Annotated in this window: 10 protein-coding genes and 1 pseudogene; 5 read left to right on the plus strand and 6 right to left on the minus strand. The window is 67.2% G+C overall.

Going from position 1 to position 14,520, the window contains the following annotated elements; genetic code table 11:
* Positions 1 to 1,173, plus strand: a 1,173-nt coding sequence (locus tag ACI2LP_RS31400) for an FtsX-like permease family protein (RefSeq protein WP_404727929.1), incomplete at its 5' end; no start/stop codon positions are given.
* Between the two features lie 519 nt (positions 1,174 to 1,692).
* Positions 1,693 to 2,079 carry a hypothetical protein gene (locus ACI2LP_RS31405; RefSeq protein ID WP_404727930.1) on the plus strand — a complete coding sequence of 129 codons (387 nt, stop codon included), beginning with the start codon at positions 1,693 to 1,695 and terminating at the stop codon, positions 2,077 to 2,079.
* Between the two features lie 665 nt (positions 2,080 to 2,744).
* Here ACI2LP_RS31405 and ACI2LP_RS31410 read toward each other — a convergent pair.
* The 4 genes from ACI2LP_RS31410 to ACI2LP_RS31425 form a co-directional block, all read right to left on the minus strand.
* Positions 2,745 to 3,638 (minus strand): M64 family metallopeptidase, encoded by an 894-nt coding sequence (locus ACI2LP_RS31410; RefSeq protein WP_404727931.1) that lies wholly within the window; start codon positions 3,636 to 3,638, stop codon positions 2,745 to 2,747.
* An 815-nt stretch (positions 3,639 to 4,453) separates the two neighbouring features.
* Positions 4,454 to 5,239 (minus strand): hypothetical protein, encoded by a 786-nt coding sequence (locus tag ACI2LP_RS31415; RefSeq protein ID WP_404727932.1) that lies wholly within the window; start codon positions 5,237 to 5,239, stop codon positions 4,454 to 4,456.
* Between the two features lie 267 nt (positions 5,240 to 5,506).
* Positions 5,507 to 5,662 carry a hypothetical protein gene (locus tag ACI2LP_RS31420; protein WP_404727933.1) on the minus strand — a complete coding sequence of 52 codons (156 nt, stop codon included), beginning with the start codon at positions 5,660 to 5,662 and terminating at the stop codon, positions 5,507 to 5,509.
* A 90-nt stretch (positions 5,663 to 5,752) separates the two neighbouring features.
* Complete coding sequence (locus ACI2LP_RS31425) at positions 5,753 to 6,187, minus strand: hypothetical protein (protein ID WP_404727934.1); 435 nt, start codon at positions 6,185 to 6,187, stop codon at positions 5,753 to 5,755.
* Between the two features lie 380 nt (positions 6,188 to 6,567).
* Here ACI2LP_RS31425 and ACI2LP_RS31430 point away from each other — a divergent pair, with 380 nt between their 5' ends.
* The 3 genes from ACI2LP_RS31430 (at position 6,568) to ACI2LP_RS31440 (ending at position 10,302) form a co-directional block, all read left to right on the plus strand.
* On the plus strand, positions 6,568 to 7,758 hold the full coding sequence (locus tag ACI2LP_RS31430) for an adenosylhomocysteinase (RefSeq protein WP_404727935.1): 1,191 nt from the start codon (positions 6,568 to 6,570) through the stop codon (positions 7,756 to 7,758).
* 266 nt (positions 7,759 to 8,024) lie between these two features.
* A complete protein-coding gene (gene add / locus ACI2LP_RS31435; protein WP_404727936.1) occupies positions 8,025 to 8,990 on the plus strand; it encodes an adenosine deaminase in 966 nt (321 codons plus the stop codon).
* Between the two features lie 433 nt (positions 8,991 to 9,423).
* A complete protein-coding gene (locus ACI2LP_RS31440) occupies positions 9,424 to 10,302 on the plus strand; it encodes a hypothetical protein (protein ID WP_404727937.1) in 879 nt (292 codons plus the stop codon).
* Positions 10,303 to 10,515: 213 nt separating this feature from the next.
* Here the strand turns inward: ACI2LP_RS31440 and ACI2LP_RS31445 are convergent.
* Together ACI2LP_RS31445 and ACI2LP_RS31450 are read right to left on the minus strand one after the other, a co-directional pair.
* Positions 10,516 to 11,956: pseudogene (locus ACI2LP_RS31445) on the minus strand (NF041680 family putative transposase).
* A gap of 296 nt (positions 11,957 to 12,252) precedes the next feature.
* A complete protein-coding gene (locus ACI2LP_RS31450) occupies positions 12,253 to 14,469 on the minus strand; it encodes an NACHT domain-containing protein (protein WP_404727938.1) in 2,217 nt (738 codons plus the stop codon).
* Positions 14,470 to 14,520: the final 51 nt, after the last annotated feature.

Below are 14,520 nucleotides of genomic sequence, written 5' to 3' on the forward strand. Positions count from 1 at the left end.
GTCATCGCGCTGGCGCGGCCGCTGCTGCACCGGGTGTTCGGGGTGGCGGGCAAGCTGGCCGGGCAGAACGCGGTCCGCAACCCGCGCCGCACCGGTGCCACCGCCTCGGCGCTGGCGATCGGCCTCACGCTGGTCACCGGCCTCACGGTCCTCGGCGTCACGCTGGACCAGGCCGTCGCCAAGTCGACCACGGACAACATCCGCGCCGACTACATGGTCACCATGGCCGGCGGCGGCGTCCTCGACAAGTCGGCGCTCACCGCGCTGGAGAAGGCGCAGGGTGTCAGCGCGGTCTCCCCGAATCAGGAAACCGTGCTGAGGATCAAGGGCAATGCCCATACCGCCTCCGCGGTCACCCCCGGAGACGTGGAGAAGGTCCTCAACCTCAAGACGGTCTCCGGCTCCATGGCCACGCTCGGCAAGGGCCAGATTGCGGTTGCCCAGAAGACGGCGGAGTCGAACGGCTACAAGGCTGGTGACTCCGTGCCGGTAGAGTTCCCAGACGACAGCGACGGCGGCAGGGTCGGGACGAAGAACCTGACGATCGGTGCGATCTACCAGGACAATGACCGCCTCTCGCAGGTGCTGGTGTCCACGAAGGCCGTCGCTCCGTACCAGGCGAAGCCGTACATCGCCGAGATCTGGGTGAAGATGGACGGCGGCGCGACCAAGGCGAACGAGCAGGCGCTGGTGGACGCGCTGGGCGACAGCCCGGCGATGAGCATCATGGACCGGCAGGACATGCGGAACAAGTTCGGCGGAGCGATCAACACCATGCTGAACATCATGTACGGACTGCTGGCGATGGCCCTGATCATCGCGGTGCTCGGCGTCATCAACACCCTGGCGATGTCCGTCTTCGAGCGTCAGCAGGAGATCGGCATGCTGCGGGCGATCGGCCTGGACCGCCGCAAGGTCAAGCGCATGATCCGCCTGGAGGCGGTGGTGATCTCGCTCTTCGGCGCGGTGATCGGTGTTGCGCTCGGCTCGTTCCTGGGCTGGGCGATCGGCGAGACGCTCAAGGCGGACGTCAAATACTACGCCCTGGTCATGCCGTGGGACCGGATCGGGATCTTCCTGCTGCTGGCCGGGGTGGTCGGCGTGCTGGCCGCGCTGTGGCCGGCGCACAGCGCGGCGAAGCTGAACATGCTGACGGCGATCAAGACGGAGTAGCCGCTGCCGCTCTACATTCTTGCGCTCCAAGGGCGCCGAGCAGCCCGCGCAGATACTCCATTGCCCGCCGATACGTCTCCGGCCTCCGGAAATACCCACCGCTCTGAGCGTGCAGAGCGTCCAGACCGGCCGCCCAGCGGTGCACCTCATCAACCGTGGGAGGACACGGGACTTCTGCCGGTGCGACGAGCCTCGGTTGGTACAGGAGGGAGCTTGTTCGTCACCGCCGAGGCGGATAACAGACCGGGCTACGAGGAGACGTCAACTGGCAGGAAAGGCAGGGCGGTTGCTGTAGGTGCCTCCAGTATGACTTTCTGTGCCGAGGGCCTAGATGCCTCGTCAGTGCGCGTACTACCCGCACGCCACACCTGTGTCCGCAATCCGGGCAGGAGATAGGGAGCAGTTTCCGGTGCACCCCACCACCTTCTCCGCGGTCGGCTTCCGCTCCCTGACCCGCGTGCAGGACATCCCGGTCAGCTGCCCGTACGAAGCCGGGCCCCTCTCGGCCGTAGCGCCGCAGTGGATCCCGCGGACCTGCCCGCCTCGCTGCGCGCCATGGCGCTGCGGGGTGAGCGCGGCACTCAGCTCGCCGACCACGACGGCCATCCGGTGATGTGGGCCGTCGCCCCCGCCGACGGCAAGGCGCTGGCGGTCCATGTCGACTGCACCAAGCGAGCCGCCGCGATCCGCGGGCTGGACCGCTCCATCAACGTCTCCTCCGCCTTCGCGATTGTCCCTGCACTCCTCGGCGGGCTGTTCGCCCTCTCCCGTATCACGCGTCGGTTGCACGGCACCGCCCAGGTGGCCCGCAGAATCAGCACCGGCGATCTCGACGCCCGCCTGGGCGATCCCCGTGCCTGCGTCCTGAATATGCCCGGGATAGGACCGGTCACGGTCTCGGGCTGACCATCGCTGCGGGGCAAGCCCGTGTCTTCGGCGCCACGCCGCGGTTCTCGAACGCACCTGACGGCAAAGCCGTCGTCGAACTCGTACTCTCCCCGCCGAGCCCGGAACAGCGGCTCCAACAGCCAACGGACCCAGGCAACTCCCGCCCGATTGTTCGTTCCTGCCGAGTTGGTTCACCGCGCCACATGGGACCGGCGTCGGCACAGAGGCGGTGCGTTGGAGCGGGAACAGTCGGATGGGTGCCGCGTGACCCATGGGTACAGGGGCGGTGTGTTCGGGCCGATGACATGAGGGGGCGGGTCCCGGCACCTGAGGTGCCGGGGACCCGTGTCACCCGTCATGTCACTGGGGGCAGGGCGCGTTGCAACCCAGCGTGTACGACCTCGATCCCGGGAGGGAGCGGACCTGGTAGGTGTGGTGGCCGCTGGATCCGTGGTGGGTGAGCGTGCGGGAGACCTGCTGGTCGCGACGGTCTGTCAGGTGCTTTCCGTTGCAGTGCGGCAGCGCGAGGCTGAAGTTGCTGCCGTTGGGGCCGCAGAGGCCGGCGCGGTGTGTGCCAGCGGCGATGAAGGAACCGCCTTCGGGCTGGCAGGCGGAGCCGTTGGTCAGGCTGCCGGTGCGCGACGCCTCGTGGCTGGTGCAGGCCTGTCCCCGGGCGCCGGCGTTCAGCTGATCTTGGAGCTGATGGCCCGTTCCATCGCGATGAGACCGATGAGGTTGAAGGGCTTGTTGATGTTGCGCATGAGGGAGTCCTGCGACGGGCGGTAGATGCCGCGCTCGTAGTAGCGCCCGCCCTGGTAGGCCCCGATGACGCCGCCGTCGGGGGTGTTCCGTCCGAGGTAGGACGCCCACTTGGCACCGCGCGGGTCGGTGGTGACGTTCGGTTCCCTGGGTTCACCGCCCGGGTAGGTGGTGCCCGGTGTGTCGTACTCGTCGGCCAGGCCGCCTACGGAGTGGCCGAGTTCGTGGATGGCGATGCGGCCGGACTGCGCGTTGCCGCCGGAGGCGGTGGCGAGGCTCGGGTAGCCGGCGCCGCCGTACTTGGTGGTGTTGCCGACGGCGACGATCGCGTCGACGCCGGGGGCCTGGGCGGCGTACGCCTTGGCCTTCGACTCGTTGAGACACAGCAGCCGCTCGAGACCTTCGCAGAAGAAGCGCATGTCCAGGGCGGTGTCACGGTTGATGCCCGGAGAGGGGTCGTTGTCCACGCCGGACTGGTTGGACCGGACGTTGACCAGCCACACGTTGATGAGCTGGCGGTACTTGTTCCACGGGGCCGTGGCGGCGATCTCGTTCCACTTCGCCTGTGCGTGCTGACGCAGCAGCCCCGTCTGTGAGGCTGTGTAGCCGTCGCCCACGATCACCATGTCGAATCGCGAGGCAGACGGTCCGGTGTTCTGAAGGGCGGTCACCTCGGCGGCGGTCGCCTTGACGGCGGCCGCCGAGGCTGCGGTCTTGACCTGCTTGGATATCACCCGGGTGATGGTGCCGTCCGGCGAGAACACCTCCCGCCCTTCGGTCGGCTCGGCGGTGCCCGCCGCCGCGGCCTTCGGCGGCATGTCCTCAAACGCCGGACGGGCTGAAGAATTCAGCCCGTCCGGCGTTTGAGGAGCGGGGGTCCATCCCGCAGGCATGGCGGCGAATCCCGCAGCACACAGCATGGCCACGGCCAGTAAGACTGAACTTCGTCGGCGCATCAGCGCTCCTCCTTGTGCCTTAATTGGTGTGGGTGCGGCAGTACGGCCAGCCGCCGCCATGGGCGGGGTGCGGGGCCGCGGCGTATCAGCGGCGTGCGGCCCGCACCCCTGTCGGTCCCTCCTGACAAGCCCTCTGGCTGAAGGGGATACATCGGGGCCGAGCCTCCTGCGTCACTGGCCTAGGGGCGTCTTCACCGCGCCTGGCACGGCAGGAGGCGGCGCCGGGTCGACGCGCGTGCGTGTGGCGTTGGGTGCCTGACGTCGGGCGTATGCGGCCCGGCAGCGCACCGCCGTCGCCCAGCAGGGCCGCCCCTGGGGCATCGGCACGCTCCATCAACCGCTCGACGACCTCATCCGCGAGCTCATCGGGCTTGACTGCCGGATTCTTCTTGTGGCTCACGTCCGATCCGGGAGGCCGGGGGCCCACAGCGAGCCCCCGGCCAACCTGCGACCTCACGGACTTGGACGATCTTTCAGATACACCTCCCGGAATCGCCACCTCACTCCGGTGGGCGTCCTGTTGTGCAGAGTCGTATGCGTCTCAGGACCTCATTTCCGGTGTCGTGCAATGCCTCCGTTTGGATCGAGGTGAATTCCTGGTAGTGCGGAGGTGGGTGACCCGCTCCCGCCCCAGGGGAGGGTGAGGCGGGAGCGGGTCACCCGGTGCTGTTCCCGAGCTATCCGACGCGCTCGACGCGCACGTTCTGGATGACGTTCTTGCCCTGTTCGCGGACTTGCTCGAACGCCGCGTTGTTCAGCAGCACACAGCTTCCGGAGGGCGAATTCACCTTGACGGTCGTCGACCTGTTGTTGTCGAGGTTTGTCACCCTCAGCCGCGTCCCCTCAGGGAACTGGTTGCTTGATGCCGCCGGTGCGCCGCCCTCTCCGGACAGTGTCACCGTCGACCCCTTGCAGACCACCTGGCCCGCCTGGCGGCGGCCCGACCCGTTGCAGCCTGCGGATTGCTCCTGCTGCCTGATCTGACCGATTATCGCTTGCGACCTGGCGATCCTCGCCCGGGAATTGACGTTGGGGTTGGCCCGCTCATTGGCGATGAACCGCTGGTGGTCCGCCTTAAGCCTGGCCAGCTGGTTGCACCTGCCATTGCCGCCGCGTTGAGCGCCTTGACCACCTCCTCCCTGCCGGTTGCCGCCGCGTTGAGCGCCTTGACCACCTCCTCCCTGCCGGTTGTTGCAGCCTGCGGATTGCTCCTGCTTCCTGATCTGACCGATTATCGCTTGCGACCTGGCGATCCTCGCCCGGGAGTTGGCGTTGGGGTTGGCCCGCTCATTGGCGATGAACCGCTGGTGGTCCGCCTTAAGCCTGGCCAGCTGGTTGCACCTTGACGACTCGTTGCCCTGCCGCTGGCCGGCATTTCCGGTTCCGGCCATCGCGAATGCCGCACCGCCGACCAGTGCGGCGGTGCCGACTAGCAGGACGATTTTCTTCTTCTTGGTGATCATTCTCTTTCGGGACACTTTCAACTCCGTCCTCGATGGCGAAACGCGGTTCGGATTCGATCCGCGTGCCATGGAGTACGTGTCGATTCTCGATTGCGTTCAGAGCCCCATTTGATTTTTTTCGCGCCCCGTGGATTGCGCCCGAAGGCAGGGGTCATTGAATCCGGAAAGATCGCACAGGAATTGACGGAACGCACCCTTGAGCGAAATCTCGGACGTCATGCGTGACTTCGAGAATGAACGGGGGGGAACGCCCAAAAGGAATGTGTATTACCGTGACACGGATCTCCAGCCGGAGAGGCGGAACGCCGCGGCGGGGATCGGCATCCGACTCCCCGTGCGTCTGAGGATGTCCGGGCGGCAGCGGATCGACTCGGTGAGTCGCAGCCGCTGCTCGACGTTGTGCATCAGGACGCTTCGGGCCATCGGGTTCCCCGCAGATGTGTGCCGTATGGAGGGCCGGTCATGATGAAGGACTGTGTCCGGCCCCCGCCGTCCCGCCTCTTTGCCGATGCTTTACCAAATCGGCTCCCGCATCGCTGTTGACAGGGTGTGTACGGGCCCCGCCTGTCTCTCGCGGCCCTCGACCACGTAGCGGAGGCGTGGAGCGTTGTAGTAGTTGTTCGTGATCACGACCGTGGGGTCGTCCCGCGTGGGCCGCGGGCTGCACGACTCGCACCAGTCCAGCATGCCGAGTTGCATCTCGTCCCAGGGCTTGCCGTTGCAGGGGCCCATCACGACGGGCATGTTGACGGCGCTGTCGGCCAGTTCGCCCGGCAGAACCGTATTGCCAGCGGCGACGGTTCCGATACCTCGTCGCGGGCCTGTGAAGGACAGGCGTCCGGCGCCGCCCATCTGGGCTGGAAGGAGGGCACGGTCCGCGGCTGGATCCGTCGTGAACCCGCTCAGATCGAGGAGTAAGTCGCCCTGCGCTTCCGCGGTGAACGGCACTCGCGTGCCGTCGAGAGTGGTGATCGACTTCGCCGTGGCGTTGAGGGCCGGCAGTCGGAGCTTGGCCGGACGTTGAGGTTCTCCGCCATTGGAGCCTTCGGCACCCGAAGGCGGGCCTGGACGGGGCGCGCGCCGAGCATGTGGGACCAGCTCTTCCCTTCGATGCGGTCGCCCGTTACATTCACTGCATGTGTATCCATCGGTGTGGGGTTGTGGTGCCAATCTTCGGCGACCACTCCTACCGGTGTGACTTTTACGGCTAGCAGCTAGGCACCCTGAGCGAGGCCAATCCCATCTCTGACCCTGTGGTCGCCTTCGCTTGCGATCACGGAGCGTCATCCTTCGCGTCCTAGCTGTTAACCGAATCGAGGAACTTTGCCATGCCCGGAATAGCTCCGGCGGCAGATATCAGCCTGCCCCACCCCGAAACCAACTGGGCAATGAAGCACATGCCGCTGACGGCACAAGCGGTCAGCGAGTTGACGCCGGTCCTGTCCGGCAAGCGTCTGGCCATGTGTCTGCACATCGAGCCGAAGACGGCTGCTCTGGTGACACTGCTCGCGCGAGCCGGCACCCAGATCTCCCTGACCGGCTCGCCTGGGACGACCCACGACGACGTGGCGGACGCATTGCGTGACATCGGCGTGTCCGTCTTCAGCAAGCGCAGTGATGACGAAGACGACCATGCACGGAATATCGCCAGGGTCCTGGAGTGCGACCCGGACATCACCTTGGACAATGGCGGCGACCTGACCCTGTCCCTCGTGGCGTCAGGAGCGCCTGCCAGCTACCTGGGCGGCACAGAGGAGACCACGACTGGCGGGCTGAGGCTGCGAGAGAGCCCCGACCAGTCCGGCAAGCCCATCGTGGTGATCAACGACTCGACTCTTAAACTCCTCGTGGAGAACGAGTTCGGGGTCGGCCAGACCGTGGTGCAAGGGCTGATGAATGCCACCAATCTGATGATCCCAGGAGTGCGCGCCGCTGTGTTCGGCTATGGGCCGTGCGGCAAAGGAGTCGCCGACACTCTGGCCCGACTGGGCGCCCAGGTCGCAGTCTGCGAAATCGACTCGATGCGAGCGTTGCACGCGATCATGAGCGGTCATCGCGTTGGCACTCCCGTCGAGGTCGTCTCCGACGCCCAGATCGTGTTCATGGCGACCGGCCACCCTGGTGTCATCGGTACCGCTGAGCTCGCTGCCCTACCGGACGGTGCCGTATTGGCAGGAGTCGGCCACTTTCCGTGGGAGCTGGACATCGACGCGCTTGTGGCGATGTCGCTTCGCACGATCGAGTACGGGGACCCGTCCCGGCGACGCGGGTACATGCTGCACGATGGCCGCGAGATCATCCTCCTGGACAACGGCCGGATGCTCAACTTGACCGCAGCGAACGGCAACCCCATCCAGGCCATGGACCTCGGCCTCACCCTGCAAGCGCGCAGCCTGGCGGCCGTGTGTACAGAAAGGCTGGCCCCCGCGGTCCAGTCCGTCCCTGCACGTATCGAGCAGCGTATTGCATCCGACCTGGTCGACCTGTTGAACCGCCGTGACCGGAGCGTACAACGCTGACCTCACGCGAACGGGTGCCGTTTCCGTCAGGAAACGGCACCCCCGCCGGGCTAATCACGTCGCACTGACACGCCATGCACCACAGGGCGATGACCCTTCCCACGCTCTCCGGGCAGCACATCGGGTCATTGCTTTGACATGCCGTTGGCAGCCGTACGAGCTCACTCCCGACGCACCACAGGAGGACTCGAACAGCACGCCCCGTGCCATCCCACAGCGCGAGCAGGACCAGCGCATCAGCTACTGCTCTAGATATAGAGGACTACATGAAACTCATCGACCTGCACCGCCATCTCGAGGGTTCCATCCGCCCGTCCACAGCCTTGGACTTTGCCCGACGGCATCACCACTGGCTCGCCGACGAACAGCATCCACTCGGCAAAGTCGTCATCACCAACAGCTCCAGAACCGCTGGCCTACTGGATTACCTTCGGCACATCGACGTCGCCTGCTCCACCGCACGCGCGCTCGAAGACTGGTCACTGATCGCCCGCCAAGCAATCGAAGACTGCTTCAACGACGGCCTCGACTACGTCGAATTCCGCTTTAGCCCCTGGTTCATCCATACCCAGACCGGACTCGACCCCATCGACATTATCGACGTGGTGTCAGAATCGGCGGGCAAGGCTTCCGCCGACTTCCGCCTCCCGGTGGGCCTCATTGGGATCCTCGTGCGAGACCTCGGCCCGGATTCCGCCTCACGCCAAATGGACAGCATCCTCAGCCGGGGTCACCACTTCTGCGGCGTCGACCTGGCCGGCGACGAAGCAGGCTACCCGCCAGAGCTGTTCGCCCCCGCCTTCGCGCGGGCCCGCGAAGCGGGCCTGCACGTCACCATCCACGCCGGTGAGGCCGCCGGACCGGAAAGCGTCTGGGCGGCGCTGACCACACTCCACCCGGACCGCATCGGTCACGGGGTCCGCTCCGCCGAAGACCCTGCGCTGATGCAGAAGCTTGCTGAGGACAACATCACTCTCGAACTCGCTCTCACCAGCAACGTCCAGACCCGGGCAGTCCCAAGCCTGCGCGAGCACCCTGTCCTTCTGCTCATGGAATCCGGTGTTCCCGTCACCCTGAACACCGACAACCCCACCCCCAGCGCTACCCGCGTGTCTGCTGAATACCACAAGGCGGTCGCCGAGGCGGGCCTCAGCCACAGGGATATGCAGCTCATCGCGCGCAACTCCGCGGCAGCGGCGTTCACGTCCCTCGGACGGCAGACTACCGACTAGCCAGGTGCAGCCCTCCGGTCCCTCGGCACCTTCCATTTCATTCACATCTGATCGTTCATCCAGAACTCACCAGAGCACGAGGAAAGTCATCACGGTGCGAAGCAGCGGTTCGACTTGGAACGGGACTTGGCGTGGCCTGCTTGGTGCGGGTCGCACCCGCACCCTCCCGATGCGCGGTGCCCAAGTGCCCGCGGCACGGCTGGCGATCGCCTCATGCCAGCGCTACGAGCATGGCTACTACACCGCATACCGGCACTTGGCCGCGCAGACCCCGATCTTGTCGTCCCTCTCGGCGACTGACGACGACTACCTGGAGTTTTGTGGCGGCACGCTGTTGGCAGCAGTCGCCTGAGTGATCGGCACGGCAGCATGTTGAGTACCGCATTCTCACTACCCGGCAGGCCGTTCCATGCGAGCGTTGCCACGGACGTATGTGCGCCAGGCCCTGGGCAGCAACCGTGCCCGCGATTTCGGCCGTAAGGGAACCAAGGAGAACATGAACCTGCAATACCACCAGCGTGCCCTCGCCTTGGCTGGTGAACCGTACATCGTCTCCGCGTCCGCAGTTGCTGCACTGGACGAGCTGGAGGCGAGGGGCAACATTGACCTGCTGCCTGCGTCGCTGCGCGAGTGGTACTCACTGGACTCGGCGGTAAGGATTCTCCAACGTCACAGCGATGACATCCCTTATGCCGTCGCAGACCTCGGTCGATCACACGGCCCTTACGGCGAATCCGTCGGGGACGACGATGCGCCCCACCCGATTGACGAGCAGAATCTCCTACCGTTCATGATCGAAAACCAGGGCGTCTGCTACTGGGCCGTGCGGCTGGACGGCAGCCCGGACCCTGAAGTTTTGATCACCTACGAAGACTTCGAGTCGTGGTTTCCCTGTTCCGCAAGCTTCTCGGAATTTGCCTACTCCTGGGTCTGGGATCGACCGGGGGGCTACTCCCCGCGGGAGGAGAGCCGCCACGCATCATCACAGGGACAGCGGCTGGCCCCAACGGACCTGACAGTTCTGGCCCATCTCTTCGAACCACGACCAGAGACCCTCTTCGGCGTGACTGAAGTGACGGGTCGAACGCACAGGTTCGCGGGAGCCGACGACAAGCAGCGCATCAGGCTTGAAACGGGCATGTCGGATGGGTTGTGGGGATGTGAACTCTGGGCAGCCTCAGACGCCCTGCTCGCCGATCTCATCACTACGCTCCATTCCCAAACCAGCCTTACGAAGAATCTACGACCCATCGCCAAGGAATCGGCCGCCAGCCGCGTTATCGCCGCGGTTCTGCCGGACGCCTCGGGTTGAGAGACAGGACGTCCAGCCGATCGTCTGGCCCGACAGCACCGCCGCCCCAACGCGGTCCCGGCTGTCCTCGCGGCCGTCGCCTGAAGATCCTTCCGCTGCCGTTCGGCTGCCCGTCCTTCAACGCTCACCCGAACGGCAAGCCAGATCACGAGAGAGCCTCATAGCGCCGTGACCTGTAGAAAGGGGATGTGACACAGCTTCTTACCTTGTTCCTTAACCTCTGGCTTGGTCTCGTTCGTAGAGGGTGCTGGGCCGTTTGACGGTTTTGCCGACGTCGTAGCGGGTGGCGGGCCGCCGATTCTTGGAGCCGGGTGGGCGGCCGGGGCCGGGGCGGCTGGGTTTGGGCACGCGGGCCGGGCAAGGCAGGTGAGGTCGAAGGTGTCGGAACCCGCGCCGGACGCGGGTCGGGGTGAGGGCCACGCTGGGACGGGTCGCTTTCTCCCAGGGCTTGCGCTGGTCGGCGGTGAGCGGGGTGGCGAGGCGGAGTTGGGTGTGCGCCGTGATGATGAGCCAGGTCCAGCGGTCCGCCGCCTGCGGGTCACGCAGTCGCGGCCGGGTCCAGCCGAGGGTCTGCTTGAACAGGCGGAACGTGTGTTCCAGGTCGAATCTTCGCAGGTAGCACGACCAGTCGAAGTCGACATCGGCCGGGCTGGCCCCGGTGGCCGAGGACCACAGCCATACCGGCGGCGCATCGCGGTCACCCGGCAGGTGATCGACCTTGAGCCGGATCAATGTGCCCTCGATGACGGGGAGTTCGCCGTCGTGGTCAATCCAGGCGGAGCGCTGTTGCAGTTCCGGGTGGAGACGGTCCCATTGCCCGGGCTTCGGCCTTGCCGTAGCGGGGTGTGTCGTTCACCGTCACGACCGACGGCTCCGGCCAGGTCTCCGGCTTCGCGAGGCCGAACTCCTTGCCGTGCTTGGGCGGCCGGCCGCCCTTGGGCTGGTAGACGCGGGGCGGGGCCGGGAGCCGCAGGTTACGGTCCGAGCGCAGGCGGCCGACCAGTTCGATGGGCAGGTCCCGCAGCAGCCAGGCCAGGCGCATCACGTCGTAGCCGGCGTCCATCACGATCAGCATGTCCCGGTCGCCGGGCTGCCACTGGCCGGCCGCGATGAGGCGTTCGGCCACCTGCCGGAGCTGGCCGGCCGTGACGGCCGCGGCGTCGTCGGCGGGCCCGAGGCGGACCGCGTCCAGCACGGCGGTCCACGAGGTGCGGTCCGGGGTGAGCGCGGCGACGAAAGAGTACGGCCAGCCCGGGATGATCTGTGCGGCTGCGCGGGAACGGCCGTGGACGTGGCAGAACAGCCGCTCCGGCGAGCACGCCGCGTCCGACCGCAGCCACGGGGAGACGTCCACGGTGAGCACGAGCCGCCCGTTGAAACGCGGCAGCGGCAGCGACACCGGAAGGTCCCTCAGCCGGTCCACGTCCAGGCGGCCGTGGTTCAACGCGGCGTACAGCGAGCCGTAGCCGCGACGATGCTCGGCCAGCAGAGACAGCTCCACGGGCGTCTTCACCGGCCCGTCCGCACACAGCAACACGTCGGTGAGCTCGAAGAACGCGTCCGCCCGCGCCGACAAGCACCCGTAGAAGTCCGTCCGAAAGTGTGACAGTTCCACGAACGCGTCCCGTTCGCCGACCCGTTCCAGCACACTCATCACCACGGCCTTCTTCGTGAACACCCTGACCTCGTCGCAGAGTTCAGGATCACGAGAAGGCCGTACCCACGTCCGGCGATCACCCGAACGAGCGGCCTGACGGACGCTGATGATCAAGCCAGAGGTTAAGGAACAAGCTCAGAAGCTGTGTCACATCCTCTTTTCGCAGGTCGGGGCGGTGACGTTTGGCGGAGTTGACGACGGCGCCGTTCTGAAGAGCGTCGTGATGACGCCTTCCCGCACGGGTGCTCAGTCCGGACGTACGTGTCGTATGAGCCTCGGCAGTGGCTGTGTCATCAAGGCGCGGATGGGGGCTGGGGGTGCTGGCGGAGCCAATGCTGGAGTTCACGGTGTCGGTACTGGTAGGCGGGTCCGCTGCAGCGCATGAGTCCTGCGGTGACGGCCCAGTCCAGGAACAGGCCAAGCCGGAACGGCAGACGGCGGCGCGAGCAGAGCAGGAACACCAGATACCGGCGTGCAGCCCGCGCACTGCCCGCGAGCCCTCCTGCGAGCCCGAGCGTGAGCCCGACTGCGGACCCGGCTGCGAGCCCGACTGCGGACCCGGCTGCGAGCCCGAAGGCGGACCCGAACGCGTTCCCGAGCGTGAGCCCGACTGCGGACCCGGCTGCGAGCCCGAAGGCGGACCCGCCCGCGAGCCCAACCGTGAGCCCGAACGTGAGCCCGAACGTGAGCCCGACTGCGGACCCGACTGCGAGCCCGAAGGCGGACCCGCCCGCGAGCCCGAACGCGAGCCCGACCAACGCGTCGTTCCTGATGGCAGCGCGGGCTCCAAGACTCGGCCCCGGGGCACCCACTAGCTCGGTCGGGAGCCCGGTCGTGACCCCGACCCCGAGCCCGACCAAGAGCCCGGCCAGGAGCCCGGTCGTGACCCCGACCCCGACCCCGAGCCCGGACGTGACCCCCGCCGTGACCCCGACCCCGAGGCCAGCCGCGAGTCCGGCCGCGAGTCCGGCCGCGAGGCTTCTGCGTCCTTGAGGGGTTCTGAACGGGTTCTTCAGACTGCTGGGGCTGCCAGCTGGGAAGGAGCACACCCCAGCCACAACGGCGAGTGCGCCGTTCATGGCGGCGAGCAGGCCTGTCAGCGACTGAGGGGCGATCCAGGCGAGGGGCAAAGGGGCAAGGACGGCGAGGGCGGCCAGGAGGACATCGGTTGCGCGGACTCGGGCGCGTCCGGCGAGAGGCCACAGTTCGTGCAGGACGAGGTCGGTGGCCTCGGCACTCGCGGGGGCCGTGGCGTGGAGGGTGCCACTGGGGTCGAGGTGGGTGGTGAGGTAGTGGAGCCAGCGGTGGACGTCCTGCGGTGTGTAACCGCGGGGGTTGGGGGTGGTGCGGGTGGCGGCGGGGATGTAGCGGGCCAGGAGGTGACGGTCCAGGGCGTCGGCGTCGGCGTCGGGGAGGGTGAGGAGTTCGGCTGGGTTGCCGTCGTGGTGGTAGACGGTGGCAGTCAGGCAGAGCCGCCAGGGGGTGGACAGCATGGTCGCCAGGGAACCGCCGGGGAAGGCAGCCAGGTGGTCGGTCAGGGGCCGCCAGCGGGCCTTATCGAGGGCGCGGTCGGTGAGGTAAGTCCGGGCGTCCTCGGTGCCCACAGGGGCAACGGCGATGCGGGCGGCGTCCAGGACCTCGGTGCGCCGGGCCAGGGCGTCGTAGTGCCGGGTGCGGCAGGTCAGGATGAGGGGCCCAGCGTCAAGGCCTTGCTGGTAGGCGTTGAGGGCGCTCACGACGGCGGTGGCGCGGGGCGCGTCGGGGTCGGGGGAACCGTCGAGGGCCAGGGGGTCCATCTCGTCCAGGCCGTCTAGGACCGGCAGGACGAGGTGGTGCCGCACTAGGCCGGCGGCCAGGTCGGGGGGCCAGTCGTAGGCCTCGGTCAGCCGCTGCTGCAGCAGCTCGGACAGGGACTGGCGTTCGGTGTCCCACCGGGACAGCGGGATGCGGACCGGTACGGGGCCGTCCTCGTTACGGCCGTCGATGAGAGCCAGCAGGAGTTCCAGGGCCAGGACGGTCTTGCCCGCCCCGGCGGCGCCGGTGACGATCAGGCGCAGCGGCTGGATGGAACGGTAGTAGGTGACGATGTCCGGCAGCGTCGCCGGGCCCGGTCCATCGGCGGTTAGGCGCCCGGCGGCGAGCGCGGTGGCCGGGCGGACCGCGACGGGGTGCAGGACGTAGGTGAGGTTGATGCGCCGGTTATCGTCGCCCAGCAGCTGCCGCCACACCGCGCTCTCCCCGGCCTCGACCTGCTTGGCCAGCGTCGCGGCCCAGCCACGGGCAAGCTCGGCGTCATTGCCCTCGACCGGCTTGCGTAGCGCCACAACCGCAGCCACGAGCCCGGCCACGCCCAACGGGAGACCCAGTACAGCTGCAGTGTCGCCGGGCTGCAGACCACCGTGGATGATCTGCCGGACCGCGTATACGGTGCTCACCACGATTGCCAGGGCGCCCAGGGCGCCGATCAGCTGCCACTTGCGCCGCTGGCGGCGTCCCCCGAGTCCTGCCACTCCCCGATCATCACCATTGCTGTCCCGCCGCACAGCTGGCTTCGCCCACTT

It is taken from the genome of Streptomyces sp. NPDC019890, assembly GCF_044903445.1.
Classification (GTDB): Bacteria; Actinomycetota; Actinomycetes; order Streptomycetales; family Streptomycetaceae; genus Streptomyces.

Coding starts and splice junctions, on each gene's coding strand:
- ACI2LP_RS31410 (WP_404727931.1), bottom strand. CDS start 3,638: ATGCCGCCGAAGGCCGCGGCGGCGGGCACCGCCGAGCCGACCGAAGGG.
- ACI2LP_RS31415 (WP_404727932.1), bottom strand. CDS start 5,239: ATGATCACCAAGAAGAAGAAAATCGTCCTGCTAGTCGGCACCGCCGCA.
- ACI2LP_RS31420 (WP_404727933.1), bottom strand. CDS start 5,662: ATGGCCCGAAGCGTCCTGATGCACAACGTCGAGCAGCGGCTGCGACTC.
- ACI2LP_RS31430 (WP_404727935.1), top strand. CDS start 6,568: ATGCCCGGAATAGCTCCGGCGGCAGATATCAGCCTGCCCCACCCCGAA.
- add (WP_404727936.1), top strand. CDS start 8,025: ATGAAACTCATCGACCTGCACCGCCATCTCGAGGGTTCCATCCGCCCG.